The following is a 14,836-nucleotide window of genomic DNA, read 5'->3' as shown; positions in this document are numbered from 1 at the left end:
CAGCACCGCACTGCTTGGCTTTTCTGTGGGAGCTGGCTTGCCTGCGATGCAGGCACCTCGGTGTATCAGTAACACCCAGTTGATGCCACCGCAGGCAAGCCAGGTCCCACCTACGCGACCTGCCGGGCCTGCTCGCGCTCTGCGACCAATTGGCGGGTGAGTGGGATCAAGCGCTTGCCGTAATCAATTGCATCATTGAGCGGATCGAAGCCGCGAATCAGGAAGGTGGTAATCCCCAAATCGTAGTAATCCAACAGGGCTTCAGCGACTTGTTCGGCGGTGCCCACCAGTGAGGTGGAGTTGCCTTGGGCGCCGAGCAGCCCGGCAACTGCGGTCCACAACCGCTTATCCAGCCGCGAGCCTTGCGCCGCGGCTGCCAGCAACCGGCGTGAGCCTTCGTTCGGCGGTTCCCGTCGCACGAATCCGTTCTTCTCAGCCAGCGCCGTGGCCTGTTGCAAGATCGTCTCGGCGCGCGCCCACGCCAGTTCCTCGGTCTCGGCGAGGATCGGGCGCAACGACAAACTGAAGCGGATCGTGCGCCCATGCTTGGCCGCTTCGGCACGCACCTGAGTGACTACTTCTCGCACTTGCTCATAGGTTTCACCCCACAGCGCATACACGTCGGCATGTTTGCCCGCCACCGCAATCGCTGCCGCGGAGGAGCCACCGAAATACAGCGGAATGTGCGGCTGCTGCGGTGACTTCACCGTCGAGTGCGCGCCTTCCACCTGGTAGTACGTACCCGCGAAATCGAAGGGCTGCTCGCTGGTCCATTCCTGGCGCACTACGCTGAGGTACTCGTCGGTGCGTGCGTAGCGTTCGTCCTTGCCGATGTGGCTGCCATCGGCGCGCAGTTCGCGGTCATCGCCGCCGGTGATGATGTGCACGGCGGTGCGCCCGCCGTTGAAAACATCCAGGGTGCTGAACTGGCGCGCAGCCAGCGTGGGCTGAGCAAAGCCTGGGCGGTGGGCGATTAGAAACTGCAGCTTTTGGGTCACGCTGGCGGCATGCGCGGCGATCAACGTGCTGTCCGGGCTGCTGGAATGGAAGGCCACCAAAGCGCGGTCGAAGCCCGCCTCTTCATGGGCGCGGGCCACGGTTTCGACGTAGTCCGGTTGCAGGGTGGGGCCGCTGCGCGGGTGGATCTCAGAGGCGTGATGGCCGCCGATATAGCCGATGAATTCAATGCTCATGGTCAGTCCTTGTCAGGTACGGGATCAACACCTCCTCCGGGCGTGGGGTCGGTCACTCGGCTCAAAAGTAAGGGCAGAAGCCGGGTCTGTAAAATGCCTGTTGGTTCTAACCTAAGTATTAAAATATGGAATTATCATTCGATTTATTTATTAGCAACGCGCATTAAAAGGCGAGCTACAAGCTCAGCCGAATCTGCGCGCACAGCCCGCCGCCCGCGCGATTGCTCAAGGTCAGTGAGCCACCGATCGCCACCGCCAGTTGCTGCGCAATCGCCAGGCCCAGCCCGGTGCCGCCGGTGCCGCGATTGCGTGAACTTTCTACCCGATAAAACGGCTGCATGACGCGCACCAGTTCGTCCTCGGCAATCCCGGGTCCGCGGTCCAATACGCTGATCGACAGCTGCCCGTTTGGCGTCGAGCCGACTGCCAGTTCTGCGCTGCCGGCGAATTTCAGCGCGTTGTCCAGCAGGTTCACCAACACCCGCCGCAAGGCGTGAGGGCGGGTGTCGAGCACCAGCGCACTTTTACCGGTGATGCTGACCTGCTTGTGCATGTCCTGATAATCAAACACCAGGCTGTCCAGAAACGCGTCGAGGTTGATGCGATGGCTGGCTTCGGTAGCGCCGTGCACGCTGCGCGCGTAGGCCACGCCTTCACGCACCAGGTGTTCCATTTCCCCCAGGTCACTCCAGAGTTTGTCGCGGTCGGCAGACTCTTCCATGAACTCGGCGCGCAGTTTCATGCGGGTAATCGGCGTTTGCAGGTCGTGGGAAATGGCCGCGAGGATCTGCATGCGTTCCTTGAGGTATTCAGCGATGCGTTGTTGCATCTGGTTGAACGCCGCCGCCGCATGCGCCACTTCGGTCGGGCCGTGTTCGTCCAGCGGCGTCGGATGGGCGTTGGGGTCGAGGGTTTCTACCGCGCGGGCCAGGCGCGTCAGCGGGCGAATCGCCAGGCGCACGGCCAGCCAGGTGCAGCCGAGCAACAGCGCCAATTGCAGGATCAGCACCACCGGCAACCAATACGCCACGGGCAGGGCGGCCGGGCGCACGTCGAGGGTGATCGGGTTGCCGTCGGTCAGGGTCAGGTGCGCCTGGAAGTGCTTCTGCAGGCCGGGAATGGTGCGAAAGGTCAACGCGTACTGCTCGCCCAGCGCATCCGCAATCGAGGTGGCGGCCATCGGCACGTCGTCACTGCTCATCGGCTCACCGGTCTCGCCGGCATTGAGCAGGTAATGGTAGTTCTGGCGGTCGATACGCGGCAGCCAACTGGCGCGCTCGTTGGCGGGCAGGCGGTCGAGGATTGCCACCGAGGTCGACACATCGTTCTCCAGGTTGCCGAGCATCGCGGTGCGCGCGCTGATATAGCGCTCGTAGAATTGCGCGCTGAACGACAACCCATGGGCGCACACCAGGCTGATCAGAAAGATCAGTGACAACTGCGACGCCAGCGTGCGCGGCCAACCCAACCGCCATTTCATTGCGTGGCTCCAAGGATTTCCACCGCCAGGGAAAACACATAACCCTCGCTGCGCACGGTCTTGATATACGCCGGTTCACGTGCGTCATCCAACAGGCGTTGGCGCAGGCGGCTGACCAGCAGGTCGATGGAGCGGTCGAACAGATCCGCGTCACGACCCTGGGTCAGGTTGAGCAGTTGGTCGCGGTTGAGCACGCGCTGTGGGTGATCGAGGAACACCCGCAGCAGGCGGTATTCGGCGCCGCTCAAGGCCACCAGTGTGTCGTCTTCGTCGAGCAAATGGCGGGCGGTGGTGTCCAGGCGCCAGCGCCCGAAGCGGATCAGCCGTCCGGTTTCACTCACCACCAGGTTCGGCGGCAGCATGCGCGTGCGGCGCAACACGGCGTTGATCCGTGCCAGCAGTTCGCGGGCGGAAAAGGGTTTGACCAGGTAATCGTCGGCGCCCATTTCCAGCCCGATGATGCGGTCGGTTTCATCGTTGCGCGCGGTGAGCATCAGCACCGGCGTGGCTTTGTGCTTGCCCACCCGCAGCTCGCGGCACAGCTGCAAACCGTCGTCGCCGGGCATCATGATGTCCAGCACGATCAGGTCAACCGGGGTGGTGTCGAGGAAGCTGCGCATCTGACGGCCATCGGCGACCACCGTGGTGCGCATGCCGTTTTTCTTCAGGTAATTGCCCACCAGTTCGCGGATCTCGCGGTCGTCATCGACGATCAGGATATGGTCGACATGGTCCATGCTGCGTTCCTCGTTAAATGCTCATGGGCCGCAGTCTAGCCATCGCCGCAGGCTTTGCCTTGTGCCCTTTGTATTGCAGTGTATCTGGCGATAACGAGATACACAGCGAGGCAAAAAAACCGACAGGCTAGCGTCCGGCGTCGTTCACCCGCACGCCTAAGCTAATGCTAAAAAGGTATTTATTAAGGTTTTTTAAGATCGTTTAGCTTGGTTGCTCCAACCCAAGACGCTTATGGAGTGAGCCGCCGATGCTGCAATCAATCACCACCTTGCCGCTGCTGGATCTGTCGCAGCTTGACGGCACGCCTGAGCAACGCGGCGACTTTCTCGATGCTTTGCGCTCTGCTGCACGGCAGGTCGGTTTTTTCTACCTGACCGGTCACGGCATCGACCCGGCGCTGCTGGCTCAGGTGCAGCAGCAGGCGCGCGCATTTTTTGCCTTGCCCGAGGCCGACAAACTGGCGGTCGGCATGCTCAACTCCGCGCACTTTCGCGGCTACAACCGCGCCGCGTCGGAGATCACTCGCGGCCAGCCAGACCTGCGCGAACAGTTTGACGTCGGCGCCGAACGCGAGCCGTTGAGTGAGGCTGAGCACCCGGCCGCGTGGGCCCGTCTGCAAGGCCCAAACCAATGGCCTGTCGCCTTACCCGAACTCAAGCCCTTGGTGCTGGCCTGGCAGCAGGCAATGACGCACATGTCGTTGCGCTTGCTACGCGCCTTCGCCCAGGCGCTGTCGCTGCCTGAGCACGCGTTTGACGCACTGTACGGCGACCAACCCAACGAACACATCAAGCTGATTCGCTACCCCGGCCGCCACGCGCAACAAAGTCGCCAGGGCGTGGGCGCGCACAAGGACTCCGGCTTTTTGAGCTTCCTGCTGCAGGACGAGCAGGCCGGTTTGCAGGTGGAAGTGGAGGAGGGCCGTTGGATTGATGCGTCGCCACGCCCCGCAACCTTGGTGGTGAATATCGGCGAACTGCTTGAGCTGGCCAGCAACGGTTACTTGCGCGCCACCGTACACCGCGTGGTGTCGCCGCCGCTGGGCAGCGAGCGCCTGTCCCTGGCGTTTTTCCTCGGTGCGCAGCTGGATGCGGTGGTGCCGGTGTATGACCTGGCCCCCGAACTGCTGCGCGATGCCCACGGCCCCACCAGTGACCCGCGCAACCCGTTGCTGCGCGATGTCGGCTGGAACTACCTCAAGGGCCGCCTGCGCTCGCACCCGGATGTCGCCCAACGTTTTTACGCCGACGCCACACTTCCCCACGCACTGTCCGCCTGATCAGGAGATCACCATGTTGAAGAAAACCGCACTGACGTTGGCGGCATTGCTGGCCTCATTGAGTGTGTCGGCCGCCGATGCGCTGCGTGTCGCCGCCGACCCGATTCCCCATGCGCAGATCCTCGAGTATGTGCAGAAGCTCGACCCGAGCCTGAACCTGAAAATCATCGAGATCCCCAGCGGCGTGAACTCCAACGAGCTGCTGGCGCACGGTGATGTCGACGCCAATTACTTCCAGCACCTGCCATTCCTTAACGCCCAGGAACAGGCCCTCGGCCAGAAGTTTGCCGTGGCCGCCACCGTGCATATCGAGCCGTTGGGCATCTATTCGCATCGCCACACACGCTTCGCTCAGGTGCCGGACAAAGGCACGGTGGCGGTGCCGAATAACGTCACCAACCTCAGCCGCGCCTTGTACCTGTTGCAAGCGAACGGCCTGATCACGCTCAAGCCGGGCTTCAATGACGCGTCCAAGGAGCAGGCCACGCCCAAGGACATCGCCGAGAACCCCAAGCACTTGAAGATTCTGGAGATTGAATCGCCGCAAATTCCACGGGCGCTGGACGATGTGGACCTGGCGGTGATCAATGGCAACTTCGCTCTGGAAGCCGGGTTGGTGCCGGCCAAAGACGCCTTGGGCCTGGAGAAAGCCGAGGGCAACCCGTACGCGAATATCCTGGTGACCACACCAAAACTGGTCGATGACCCGCGCATCAAGCAGCTGGCCAAGGATCTGCGCTCGCCGGAGGTGGCCACGTTTATCAGCGAAAAATACGCGGGCTCCGTGATTCCGGTGGCGGCCGAATGATCGTCGTCGAGGGCGTCAGCAAAACCTACGCCGACGGCCAGCCGGCGGCGCTGGATAACGTGTCGTTGCAGATAAACGACGGCTCGATTTTTGGCATCGTCGGCCGCAGCGGGGCGGGTAAAAGTACCTTGTTGCGCTGCCTTAACCTGCTGGAGCGGCCCACCTGCGGGCGCATCCTTTTGGATGGCCAGGACCTGACCCAACTGAGCGACAAGCAACTGCGCGAGCAACGCCAGCGCATCGGCATGATCTTCCAGGGCTTCAACCTGCTGCATTCACGCACGGTGGCGGGCAACGTCGCGGTGCCGCTGGAAATCGCCCAGGTGCCCAAGGTCGAGCGCGCGGCGCGGGTGGCCGAGTTGCTGGCGTTGGTGGGTTTGAGTGACAAGGCTGAGGCGTTTCCTTCGCAGCTTTCCGGTGGCCAGAAACAACGTGTGGGCATTGCCCGGGCATTGGCGGCGCGTCCGGCCTATTTGTTATCGGATGAGGCCACCAGCGCGCTGGACCCGCAAACCACCGCGTCGATTCTTGAGTTGTTGCGCGACATCAATCGGCAGTTGGGCGTGACCATCGTGTTGATCACCCATGAACTCGATGTGGTCAAGGCCATCTGTGACAGCGCAGTGTCGCTGGCCGATGGCCGCGTGGTGGAAAGCGGCACGCTGCTGCAGTTGCAAGCCGACCCGACATCGAGCCTGGGCCGTTCGCTGGCGCCAAGTCTGCCCGTGGTGAGGGCCGTATGAAAACCGACTGGAATGAGATTGTTCAACTGCTGCTCAACGCCACCGGCGAAACCCTGTACATGGTGCTGCTGGCGGGCCTGTTCACGCTGTTGATCGGCTTGCCGCTGGGCGTGGTGCTGTTTGTCAGCCGACGCGGCGGTTTACTGCCTTTGCCACGGCTCAACCGGGCGTTGGGCGCCGTGATCAACCTGGGGCGGTCATTGCCGTTTGTGGTGATGCTGATCGCGTTGATCCCGCTGACGCGCCTGATCGTCGGCACCACATTGGGCAGTACGGCGGCCGTGGTGCCGATCACGATTGGCGCTTTTCCATTTTTTGCGCGCATCGTCGAGACCGCCCTGGATGAAGTGGACAAGGGGCGCATAGAAGCCATCGTCGCCATGGGCGGTGACGTGCGCCATGTGATCCTCAAAGTGCTGCTGCCGGAAGCCTTGCCCGCGCTGGTGGCCGGGGTGACGCTGACGCTGGTGATGCTGATCGGCTTTTCCTCCATGGCTGGCGTGATCGGTGGCGGCGGCCTGGGCGACCTGGCGATTCGTTATGGTTATCAGCGTTTCAACAATCAGATCATGGTGGTCACGGTCATCGTGCTGGTGGTGCTGGTGCAGGGCGTGCAAAGCCTGGGTGATCGCTGTGTGAGGTCGCTGGCGCACCGCCGATAAACGGTTATGTACTAATGAATTTTTAATATTTCTAGTTATATGCGCGGCTGGGTAAAGTCACCGTCACTTCTTTTATCTCGCCGCCGGGAAATTGTTCATGAACCGTCCCCACGGGCAGCCCACGCCGATCCTGACCTTGCCCCACGGCGAAAAAGACCCGCTGTCGATCCGTGCCAAGGCCCTGGTGTTTTCCGACCCGCGCTCGTTGCAACTGCTCGATTATTTGAAACGCGTCGGCCCCAGCGAAGCGCCGGTGTTGATCAATGGCGAAACCGGCACCGGCAAGGAGCTGGTGGCGCGCTACATCCACAGCGCCAGCGGCCGCACTGGCGCGTTTGTGCCGGTGAACTGCGGGGCAATCAGCGAGAACCTGGCCGAAAGCGAGTTTTTCGGGCATGAAGCCGGCTCGTTTTCCGGTGCTTCCGGGCGGCGGATCGGTTGGTTTGAAGAGGCCGATGGCGGCACCCTGTTCCTGGATGAAATCGGCGACCTGCCACTGCCTCTGCAGGTCAAGTTGCTGCGTGTGCTGCAGGAACAGGAGGTGGTGCGGGTCGGCTCGCGCAAGCCGGTCAAGATCAATATCCGCCTGGTGACCGCCACCAACATCGACCTGGAACAGGCGGTGGAGGCCGGCAATTTTCGTCTGGACCTGTTTTACCGCATCAACGTTGCGCAGGTGCAGGTGCTGCCGCTGCGCGAGCGGCCGCTGGACATCTTGCCGCTGGTGGAGCACTTTCGCCGGCTGTACAGCGCCAAGCTCAAGATCGCCGAGCCGATGCTCTCCGAATCCGCCACCCAGGCGCTGCTGGAGTACCCGTGGCCGGGCAATATCCGCGAGCTGGAAAACGTCGTGCACCTGGCGCTGCTGGTGGCCGGCGACAAGCCGATCATGCCCAGCCACCTGAAGTTCTCCGCCGGGCTCAGCGCGCTGCACGCGAGCGCCAATAGTGGTGCGCCGCGCATCCCTCAGGAGGTGATGCGCGAGCAGCTGTTGAGGTTGTTCGAGGTGCCGGGAGACACCTTGCTGCACGATATCGAGGACCTGATCGTGCGCGAGGCGTTTGCGTTTTGTGGCTTCAACCAACTGCGCACCGCAGACTTGCTGGGGATCACCCGCAACGCGATGCGCACCTTGCTGGTCAACCACGGCATGCTCAAGGGGCGCGCACGGCCTTGAGCAGCAGTGTCTCAAATAGTTGCTGCGCGCGCGGTTCATCACTGTGGGCGACATTAAAACGCATCGCGTTGAGGTGCGACGGGTCATAACCGAACAAGGCGCCCGGCGCCAGAACCATGCTGTGTTTCAACGCGTGCTGGGCCAGCAGTTCGCCGTCCACCGCCTGCGGCAGTCGCGCCCAGATAAACATCCCGCCCTCATACGCCATCGGCAGCTCGCACCCGCAACGCTTGAGCCATTGCTCGACGCGTCCGCCGGACTCCATCAACCGTTGCACCATGCGCTTGCGATGCCTGGCGTAGCTGCCTTCGCTGAGCATGCGATAGACCAGTTGCTCGAACAGCTCTGAGGTCACGCCACCGCTCATCAACTTCATATTGGTCAGGTTCGCCGCCAGTTGCGGCGCGGCCACCACATAGCTGACGCGGGTGTTGGCGCTCAGAATCTTGGAGAAACCAGACAGGTACGTGACCTGGTCCAGCCCGGCGAGAGCCGCCAGGCGCGGGGGCGGGCTGGGGTGCAGGTCGCCGTAGAGGTCATCCTCGACGATATGGCAGTGGTATTGCTGAGTCAGTTGCAGCAGGCGAAACGCCTGGCTGGGGCTGAAGGAATGGCCGGTGGGGTTATGCAGCACGCTGGTGGTCAGGTACAGACTGGGGCGATGTTCGGCCAGCAGTGCTTCAAGGGCGGCGAAGTCAAAGCCGTCGGGGCGGCGCTCGATGGTCACCACGTTGACGCCGTGCAAGGCCAGGTTGGCGTGGAAGTTGAAGTAGCACGGCGCGTCCAGCAGCACGGTGTCGCCGGGGCGGGCGAGCAGGCGCATGAGCATGTCCAGGCCTTGCACGGTGTTGGGCGTGGTGATGATTTGTTCCACCGGCACTGACAGGCCTTCAGCGTGCAGCTTTTGTTGCAGCGCCTGGCGCAGCGGCAACAGCCCGGCCGGCGCGCCCAGCCCGGCGATGCGCAACGACGGCGCGCGCACCACACTGCGCAGGGCTTGGCGGATGGCGTCGTTGTTCAACCAGCCCTCCGGCAAGTGCCCGCTGCCGGGACGCAGCTCGCCGCCGGCGGTGACCAAAGGGCGGCGCAACACGCTGAGCAGGTCTTGGGGCAACAGGTCGACCCAGGTCATCGAGGCGGGGCGGGCACTGTCCATCGCCACGAAGTAGCCGCGGCCCTGGCTGGAGGTCAGCAGGTTACGCCCGCGCAGGCGGTCCAGCGCTTCATTGAGGGTGAATTTGCCCACGCCCAGGGTCTGGGTCAATTCACGCACTGACGGCAATTTGCTGCCCGGCGCCCAGTCGCCGTGCTCGATGGCCTGGCTGAACGCGTCGACAATCTGCTGAACCTTGGGTGTGCCGTCAACAAAGGCGATGGCGGGTACAAACATAAACCTTCCTGGTATTTGCCGGTAATTTTACCGGTGATTTTTACCGGTAAAGTTCGGCCGGATTAGGCATTACTTTACCTGCCCTGTGCAAGGCTGCCGCTCTAGACTGCGGGCCATCAATGACAGGGATTACGTGATGGACAGCCAACTGATCAACCCCGGTGTGCCGTTCTGCCTGGGGGTGGCCCAGCATAAATACCTGGGGGCCGAAAAGGGCCTGCAAAGCGCCATTGACGGGGGCTACAGCCACTGGTACATCGACGCCAGCCTGTTAGGCGAAAGGGTCGAGGACTGGACTGATGCGCGCATCGCCAGCCTGCAGGAGAAGATCGCCGCCAGCGGTGTTCAGCCAATATTCCACAGTAACTTCAAGGCGCCGCTGGGCAGCGATGTCGGTGCTTTTCGTGCGGCGGCGGTGGAGTACGTGGAAAGAGAGGTTGATGTCGCCAGCCGTCTGGGCGCGCCGTTGATCATCCACGGCGGCTGCATCGTGGGTCCGCAAAGGGTGCTGGAGGCCAAGGACATCGCCCTTGAGCATTACCTCAAATCGGTCAGGGAGCTGGCGCAGTACGCCGAGGCCAAGGGCACGGATATCTACCTGGAGAGTCTGTCCAACTACGTCAACTACCGGATTTTCACCCACCCAGCGCAATTCGCCTTTGTGTTCGAGCACCTGCAAGCGCACAGCAATGTGTACTGCTTGCTCGACGCAGGCCACACACACATCGACAGCCGCTTGCCCGCGCAAGTGATGCGCAAGTACCCCGCGCTGATCAAGGGTATTTCCTTCAGCAACCACAAGGAGGGGCACGACGCTGACAACTGCGCGTACGCCGAGGTGCTGCGAGCTATCGTCGAGACGAACTGGAAAGGCCTGGTGGCCTTTGAAACCTGTCACCACAGTGCGCAGGCCGCGCTGGCCGACCTGGCGCGCACCTTCGCCGTTGTTTCTGCCAACCCGGGTCTGGGCTCATGACCAGTACGTTGACGCTTTCTTCGTTTGTCTATTTTCTGCTGTTTTGCGCCACCATGACCTTCAGCCCCGGCCCGATGACCCTGCTGCTGTTGAGCCTGGGGTTGAAGGACGGCCTGCGCAGCTCGATCCCGGCGCAGATCGGCGCCAGTGTGTCGTACCTGATTTCGATCCTGATCTTTGCCGTAGGCTTCTCGCAATTGATCAAGGGCAACCTTGTCATCACTCAGACCCTCCAGTGTGTGGGTGTGGCCTACATCCTCTACCTGGCCTACCGGCAGTGGACCAGCAGCGGCGTATCGATCAACCGGGACGGTGCCGCGCAGGGCGCGCGCAGCCTGTTCGGCAAGGGCTTGCTGACCGGGTTTTCCAACCCCAAGACCCTCATCATGTTCAGCGCTGTGTTCCCACAGTTTGCCGGAGCGGGAGGGCACAGCCGCGCGGCAGATATCGCCATCCTCGGGCTGACGTTCCTGTTGCTGCAGTTTGCCAGCGGCTGCCTGTATTGCTATTTCGGCCAACGCATCAAGCACGTGCTGGAAACCCCCAGGCGGAGGGTGTTGCTGCAACGGGTCACGGCAGTGCTGTTGCTGGGTGTGGCGCTGATGCTGGCGCGCGGTTTTTCGCACTGAGGGCGCGATTCGCAGGTTTATGAGCGGTAGTGGCGATTTGACGTTGCCCTGATAGACTCCAGGCATTCATCCAGGATCACATCAAGCCATGTCAACCGCCGGAGGAAATGGACTTCCGCTCGCTTCACGGTTGTATAAGTCGCGCACGCTGGGGCTGACGCTCGGTTTTGTGTGCGTGGTGTTTGGCATGTACCCCCTGCATCCCCCGCTGTGGGTGTGGGCGTGGATGCTGATCAACGCCTTTGTCTGGCCGCACATTGCCTATCAATGGTCGCGCCGCGCCAGCAACTCACTGCGCAGCGAACGCCGTAACCTGTTGTTTGATTCCTTCTGCGGCGGGTTCTGGGTCGGCGCCATGCACTTCAACCCGCTGCCCAGTGTCACCACGCTGTCGATGATGACCATGAACAACGTCGCCATTGGCGGGCCGCGCTTCATGCTGGCAGGCTGGGTGGCGCAGGCCTTGGGTGTCGGCGCGTCGTTGCTGGTGTTCGCCCCGGCGTTCATTGCCGTTACCACTGAAACCCAGCTTTACGCCTGCTTGCCGATTCTGATGGTGTACCCGCTGGTTCTGGGCTGGATCTGCTATCGCCAGGCCGTGACCCTCGCCCGGCACAAACGCGAGTTGCTGGCGCTGAGCCGCACCGACAGCCTGTCCGGCCTGCTTAACCACGGTGCCTGGAAGGACCACCTGGAGATCGAATTCCAACGCTGTCGCAGAGAGCAGGTGGGCGCGGCCATTGCGTTGATCGACATCGACCATTTCAAGACTATCAACGACACCTACGGCCACGTTACCGGCGATATCGTGCTGCGCCAACTGAGCAAAGTGCTGCGACAGAACCTGCGCACCACCGACCTTGCCGGGCGCTATGGCGGCGATGAGTTCTGCGTGATCCTGCCGGACATGCCCCTGCACCGCGCCACCGAAGTGATGGACGCCTTGCGCGACCGCTTCAACGCATTGGCGTACACCCAAGACCCGACACTGCGCGCCAGCCTGAGCATTGGCCTGGCGCCGTATCAACCTGCGCACGCGGATTCGACCAGTTGGCTCAACGACGCCGACCAGGCGTTGTATGAGGCCAAGAGCAGCGGGCGCAACCGTGTGAGTTCAGTGCAAGGGAGTTGGTTGCGATCGGTCTAGTGGGGTAGGGTGTTGGCGCACCCCCCAACAAAAAAACAAGGATCGGTCCATGCTCTTCACCTTCTCCCGTACCCTCCTGGCCGCGACCCTGGCCATGTCCTTCGCCGTGCCGGCCTACAGCGCTGAACCCCACAAACAGATCCAGACCGGCGCCGAACAATACAAGGCCCCAGCTCTGAAGCTGCTTGAGCGTCTGGTGAATATCGATTCGGGCTCCGGCTACGAGCCCGGCCTGACCCAAGTGCGCGACATCGCCGTAGAAGAATTGAAGCAGCTCGGTTTCAGCATCGAGCTGGTGCCGGACAAAGCGGCCAACAACAGTCACGTGATCGCCACCCTCAAAGGCACCGGCAAAGCCAAGATTTTGCTGATGGCCCACATGGACACGGTGTTCAAGGAAGGTTCGGCCGCCGAACGCCCGTTCCACATCAAGGACGGCCGCGCCTATGGCCCCGGTGTGATGGATGACAAAGGTGGCATCGTCGCTGGCATCTATGCGCTGAAGGTGCTGAAAGATCAGGGTTTCAAGGACTACGCACAGATCACCTTCCTGCTCGATGCCAGCGAAGAAACCGGCTCCGACGCTGCCTCCGAACTGATTCGCACCACCGCCAAGGGCCACGACGTCACCCTCAACCTCGAGCCCGGCCGCCCAGCCGACGGCCTGGTGGTATGGCGCAAAGGCAGCGCCACCGCCGTGGTTGAAGTCAAAGGCAAAGCCGCCCACGCCGGCGTCGCCCCGGAACTGGGCCGCAACGCCGCGATGGAAGCGGCGCACCAGATCCTGCAACTGGGCAAACTGGGCGATGAAGAGAAGAAAACCACCATCAACTTCACCGTGCTCAAGGCCGGCGACCGCGTCAACGTCATCCCCGACCAGGCGACGGCCAAGGCAGACGTACGCGCGGCATTGCCGGAAGAGTTCGACCGGATCGAGAAGGACCTGGCCCGTGTTTCGGCGAATAAGTTGATTGCGGACACCGAAGTGAAAACCAGTTTGCTGCGCGGTTTACCGCCAATGCCGCAGACGCCGGAGTCGGACAAGCTGGTCGCAATCGCCCAGGGGATTTACGGGGAGCTGGGGCGTAAGTTGACCATTGAAGGCAGCGGCGGGGCAGCGGATGCCAGTTTGTCTGCCGGGGTTGGGACACCAACGCTGGATGGGTTCGGGATTGTCGGTGGCAACATACATACCCCAGAGGAATATGCGGAAGTGGAGAGTGTAGCGCCGCGAATTTACTTGCTTAGCCGGATGATTATGGAGCTTTCGAAGCGTTGATTGGGGCGCTGGGTTCACTCATTTTTTGAGGGTGAACCTTGGTATCTGGTGAGTAGGCCTGTTGTGACTAGCGGTTTTATTGTGGCGAGCAGGCTTGCCCTGCGTTGGGCTGCGCAGCAGGCCCGAAACTGGCGACGCGGTTTTGGCTTAAGAGGCGCGTCGCCCTTGTTGGGGCTTCAGTCCCAAGCAGGGCAAGCCTGCCCGCCACAGTATTTCTAGGCGCGTCAGTGATGCCGGTGGCATTCACCATGTGGATTGGTCTTCGAGGCTGGCTTTTTGAAGGTCGTCTTTCCAACACTCATTCGTCAACCTTTAAATGTCCTCGAAGAAACCTCTTGGGTTCTCCAGAGTGCTCCATCCCCAGGGTAGGGAGCAGTAAAGTCCAGGCGCTGGGCTAAGCGCTTGCGAGAAGTTATAAGTGTGTCCTCAAGCGTGGCGCCTAAAGTGTCGATTAAAAGTTTTCGATGTCGGTAATTCAAGTCTGAGCTTTCAGGTCGTCTGGGTTTGGGATGTATCCTTTACCACTGCCTTGCAATTGCATGCGCACTATAGGGTTTCCGTAATAGTCTTCCCCTGTAAAAGGCTCCAGATTAGGGTCTGCTCTTGTGGTGGCTTCATTCAGGGCCGCGAGTTGCATTCTGTGACTTTCGAATTGAGTGCTCATTTACATAGAATTATGTTGCCTTTAGATAGAGTGTTTAGAGAGGTCGGTCTTGTATTGATTTTTTCTTAGGCTGCTTCTCTCTCATAGTGTTTAAGGCGTTCGAGTGGCACCCTCATAAAGGCTATGTTGTCGATCATTTCATCTTCGAAATAGGTAATAGATAGAAGGCAGATTCGAAATTTTCGTCTGTGGCGCAGCCAGTGCTCCAGCGAGGTGATGACCGACTGATAGGTGGCATATAAGGCCTTGATGTGTTCTTTAGAAACGTTGGGGTAAAAATTGACTCGGTACTTCTGGTTACGATCGCACTCGGTGATTTTCAGAATGCCGCTGGGGCCGATAAATTTTTTGATGGGGTCGCCCAGGGGTCACTGTTGGGGTCGATGGTTTGCAACATCACTGGCGTGTTGCCGATGGGTACAAATCGAGAACTCTGACGTAGCTTTCCGCCCAGAGCTCGTAGGTATTGAGGCAGCGTTTGAAATCGCTGAGAACGGATTCGACGTCTCGCGTCTCTGAATCATTGCGGCCAGTACCAGAAGGCCAATGTGTTGGTTGGTGGCGACGATCAAAAGACAGCCCCATTAACTGGGGCTTTAACGGAAAAAAACCATCTGCAATCCCTCGCACTGTGTGATCAGGCGAAGGACTTTGCCGAGGTTTTCAGGTGG

Annotated in this window: 13 protein-coding genes and 1 pseudogene; 9 read left to right on the top strand and 5 right to left on the bottom strand. The window is 61.1% G+C overall.

From position 1 onward, the window contains the following. Positions 1–110: 110 nt before the first annotated feature. The 3 genes from AACV02_RS30000 to AACV02_RS29990 all read right to left on the bottom strand — a co-directional run bounded on the left by AACV02_RS30000 (position 111) and on the right by AACV02_RS29990 (position 3,410). Positions 111–1,193 (bottom strand): LLM class flavin-dependent oxidoreductase, encoded by a 1,083-nt coding sequence (locus AACV02_RS30000; RefSeq protein WP_106580207.1) that lies wholly within the window; start codon positions 1,191–1,193, stop codon positions 111–113. A gap of 175 nt (positions 1,194–1,368) precedes the next feature. Next, entirely contained in the window at positions 1,369–2,673 is a 1,305-nt protein-coding gene (locus tag AACV02_RS29995; protein ID WP_119735433.1) for an ATP-binding protein, read from the bottom strand. Then, entirely contained in the window at positions 2,670–3,410 is a 741-nt protein-coding gene (locus tag AACV02_RS29990) for a response regulator (protein ID WP_106580205.1), read from the bottom strand. Before AACV02_RS29990 ends, AACV02_RS29995 begins: the two co-directional genes overlap by 4 nt. Before the next feature lie 248 nt (positions 3,411–3,658). Here AACV02_RS29990 and AACV02_RS29985 point away from each other — a divergent pair, with 248 nt between their 5' ends. From AACV02_RS29985 to AACV02_RS29965, 5 genes are all read left to right on the top strand, one after another. Continuing rightward, complete coding sequence (locus AACV02_RS29985) at positions 3,659–4,690, top strand: isopenicillin N synthase family dioxygenase (protein WP_119735432.1); 1,032 nt, start codon at positions 3,659–3,661, stop codon at positions 4,688–4,690. Between the two features lie 13 nt (positions 4,691–4,703). Further along, positions 4,704–5,498: a MetQ/NlpA family ABC transporter substrate-binding protein gene (locus AACV02_RS29980; protein WP_119735431.1), complete on the top strand. Its 795-nt coding sequence runs from the start codon at positions 4,704–4,706 to the stop codon at positions 5,496–5,498. Beyond that, on the top strand, positions 5,495–6,241 hold the full coding sequence (locus tag AACV02_RS29975; protein WP_119735430.1) for a methionine ABC transporter ATP-binding protein: 747 nt from the start codon (positions 5,495–5,497) through the stop codon (positions 6,239–6,241). Before AACV02_RS29980 ends, AACV02_RS29975 begins: the two co-directional genes overlap by 4 nt. Then, the gene (locus tag AACV02_RS29970; protein ID WP_119735429.1) at positions 6,238–6,903 is read left to right on the top strand and encodes a methionine ABC transporter permease; all 666 of its coding nucleotides are present in this window, start codon (positions 6,238–6,240) and stop codon (positions 6,901–6,903) included. Before AACV02_RS29975 ends, AACV02_RS29970 begins: the two co-directional genes overlap by 4 nt. Positions 6,904–7,000: 97 nt before the next feature. Beyond that, positions 7,001–8,080: a sigma-54 interaction domain-containing protein gene (locus AACV02_RS29965; RefSeq protein WP_119735428.1), complete on the top strand. Its 1,080-nt coding sequence runs from the start codon at positions 7,001–7,003 to the stop codon at positions 8,078–8,080. Here the strand turns inward: AACV02_RS29965 and AACV02_RS29960 are convergent. Beyond that, on the bottom strand, positions 8,058–9,470 hold the full coding sequence (locus AACV02_RS29960) for an aminotransferase-like domain-containing protein (RefSeq protein ID WP_119735427.1): 1,413 nt from the start codon (positions 9,468–9,470) through the stop codon (positions 8,058–8,060). The two genes, AACV02_RS29965 and AACV02_RS29960, sit on opposite strands and share 23 nt — an antisense overlap. A 136-nt stretch (positions 9,471–9,606) precedes the next feature. Between AACV02_RS29960 and AACV02_RS29955 the strand changes: the two genes are divergently transcribed. The 4 genes from AACV02_RS29955 (at position 9,607) to AACV02_RS29940 (ending at position 13,501) form a co-directional block, all read left to right on the top strand. Next, positions 9,607–10,446, top strand: coding sequence for a sugar phosphate isomerase/epimerase family protein (locus AACV02_RS29955; RefSeq protein WP_119735426.1), 840 nt, complete (start codon positions 9,607–9,609; stop codon positions 10,444–10,446). After that, a complete protein-coding gene (locus AACV02_RS29950) occupies positions 10,443–11,075 on the top strand; it encodes a LysE family translocator (protein WP_119735425.1) in 633 nt (210 codons plus the stop codon). Before AACV02_RS29955 ends, AACV02_RS29950 begins: the two co-directional genes overlap by 4 nt. A gap of 88 nt (positions 11,076–11,163) precedes the next feature. Further along, positions 11,164–12,222, top strand: a complete 1,059-nt coding sequence (locus tag AACV02_RS29945) for a diguanylate cyclase (protein ID WP_106580196.1) — start codon at positions 11,164–11,166, stop codon at positions 12,220–12,222. Between the two features lie 49 nt (positions 12,223–12,271). Continuing rightward, positions 12,272–13,501, top strand: coding sequence for a M20/M25/M40 family metallo-hydrolase (locus AACV02_RS29940; protein ID WP_106580195.1), 1,230 nt, complete (start codon positions 12,272–12,274; stop codon positions 13,499–13,501). Positions 13,502–14,356: 855 nt separating this feature from the next. Here the strand turns inward: AACV02_RS29940 and AACV02_RS31070 are convergent. Further along, positions 14,357–14,744: pseudogene (locus AACV02_RS31070) on the bottom strand (hypothetical protein); the annotation flags it as partial. Positions 14,745–14,836 lie beyond the last annotated feature (92 nt).

The organism is Pseudomonas sp. Larv2_ips, from assembly GCF_963879675.1.
Taxonomy (GTDB): domain Bacteria; phylum Pseudomonadota; class Gammaproteobacteria; order Pseudomonadales; family Pseudomonadaceae; genus Aquipseudomonas.
This window is presented reverse-complemented; position numbering and strand designations above follow the sequence as displayed.

Excerpts from the sequence above, each read along its gene's own strand:
- AACV02_RS30000 (WP_106580207.1), bottom strand. The coding sequence starts at position 1,193 with ATGAGCATTGAATTCATCGGCTATATCGGCGGCCATCACGCCTCTGAG.
- AACV02_RS29995 (WP_119735433.1), bottom strand. The coding sequence starts at position 2,673 with ATGAAATGGCGGTTGGGTTGGCCGCGCACGCTGGCGTCGCAGTTGTCA.
- AACV02_RS29990 (WP_106580205.1), bottom strand. The coding sequence starts at position 3,410 with ATGGACCATGTCGACCATATCCTGATCGTCGATGACGACCGCGAGATC.
- AACV02_RS29985 (WP_119735432.1), top strand. The coding sequence starts at position 3,659 with ATGCTGCAATCAATCACCACCTTGCCGCTGCTGGATCTGTCGCAGCTT.
- AACV02_RS29980 (WP_119735431.1), top strand. The coding sequence starts at position 4,704 with ATGTTGAAGAAAACCGCACTGACGTTGGCGGCATTGCTGGCCTCATTG.
- AACV02_RS29975 (WP_119735430.1), top strand. The coding sequence starts at position 5,495 with ATGATCGTCGTCGAGGGCGTCAGCAAAACCTACGCCGACGGCCAGCCG.
- AACV02_RS29970 (WP_119735429.1), top strand. The coding sequence starts at position 6,238 with ATGAAAACCGACTGGAATGAGATTGTTCAACTGCTGCTCAACGCCACC.
- AACV02_RS29965 (WP_119735428.1), top strand. The coding sequence starts at position 7,001 with ATGAACCGTCCCCACGGGCAGCCCACGCCGATCCTGACCTTGCCCCAC.
- AACV02_RS29960 (WP_119735427.1), bottom strand. The coding sequence starts at position 9,470 with ATGTTTGTACCCGCCATCGCCTTTGTTGACGGCACACCCAAGGTTCAG.
- AACV02_RS29955 (WP_119735426.1), top strand. The coding sequence starts at position 9,607 with ATGGACAGCCAACTGATCAACCCCGGTGTGCCGTTCTGCCTGGGGGTG.
- AACV02_RS29950 (WP_119735425.1), top strand. The coding sequence starts at position 10,443 with ATGACCAGTACGTTGACGCTTTCTTCGTTTGTCTATTTTCTGCTGTTT.
- AACV02_RS29945 (WP_106580196.1), top strand. The coding sequence starts at position 11,164 with ATGTCAACCGCCGGAGGAAATGGACTTCCGCTCGCTTCACGGTTGTAT.
- AACV02_RS29940 (WP_106580195.1), top strand. The coding sequence starts at position 12,272 with ATGCTCTTCACCTTCTCCCGTACCCTCCTGGCCGCGACCCTGGCCATG.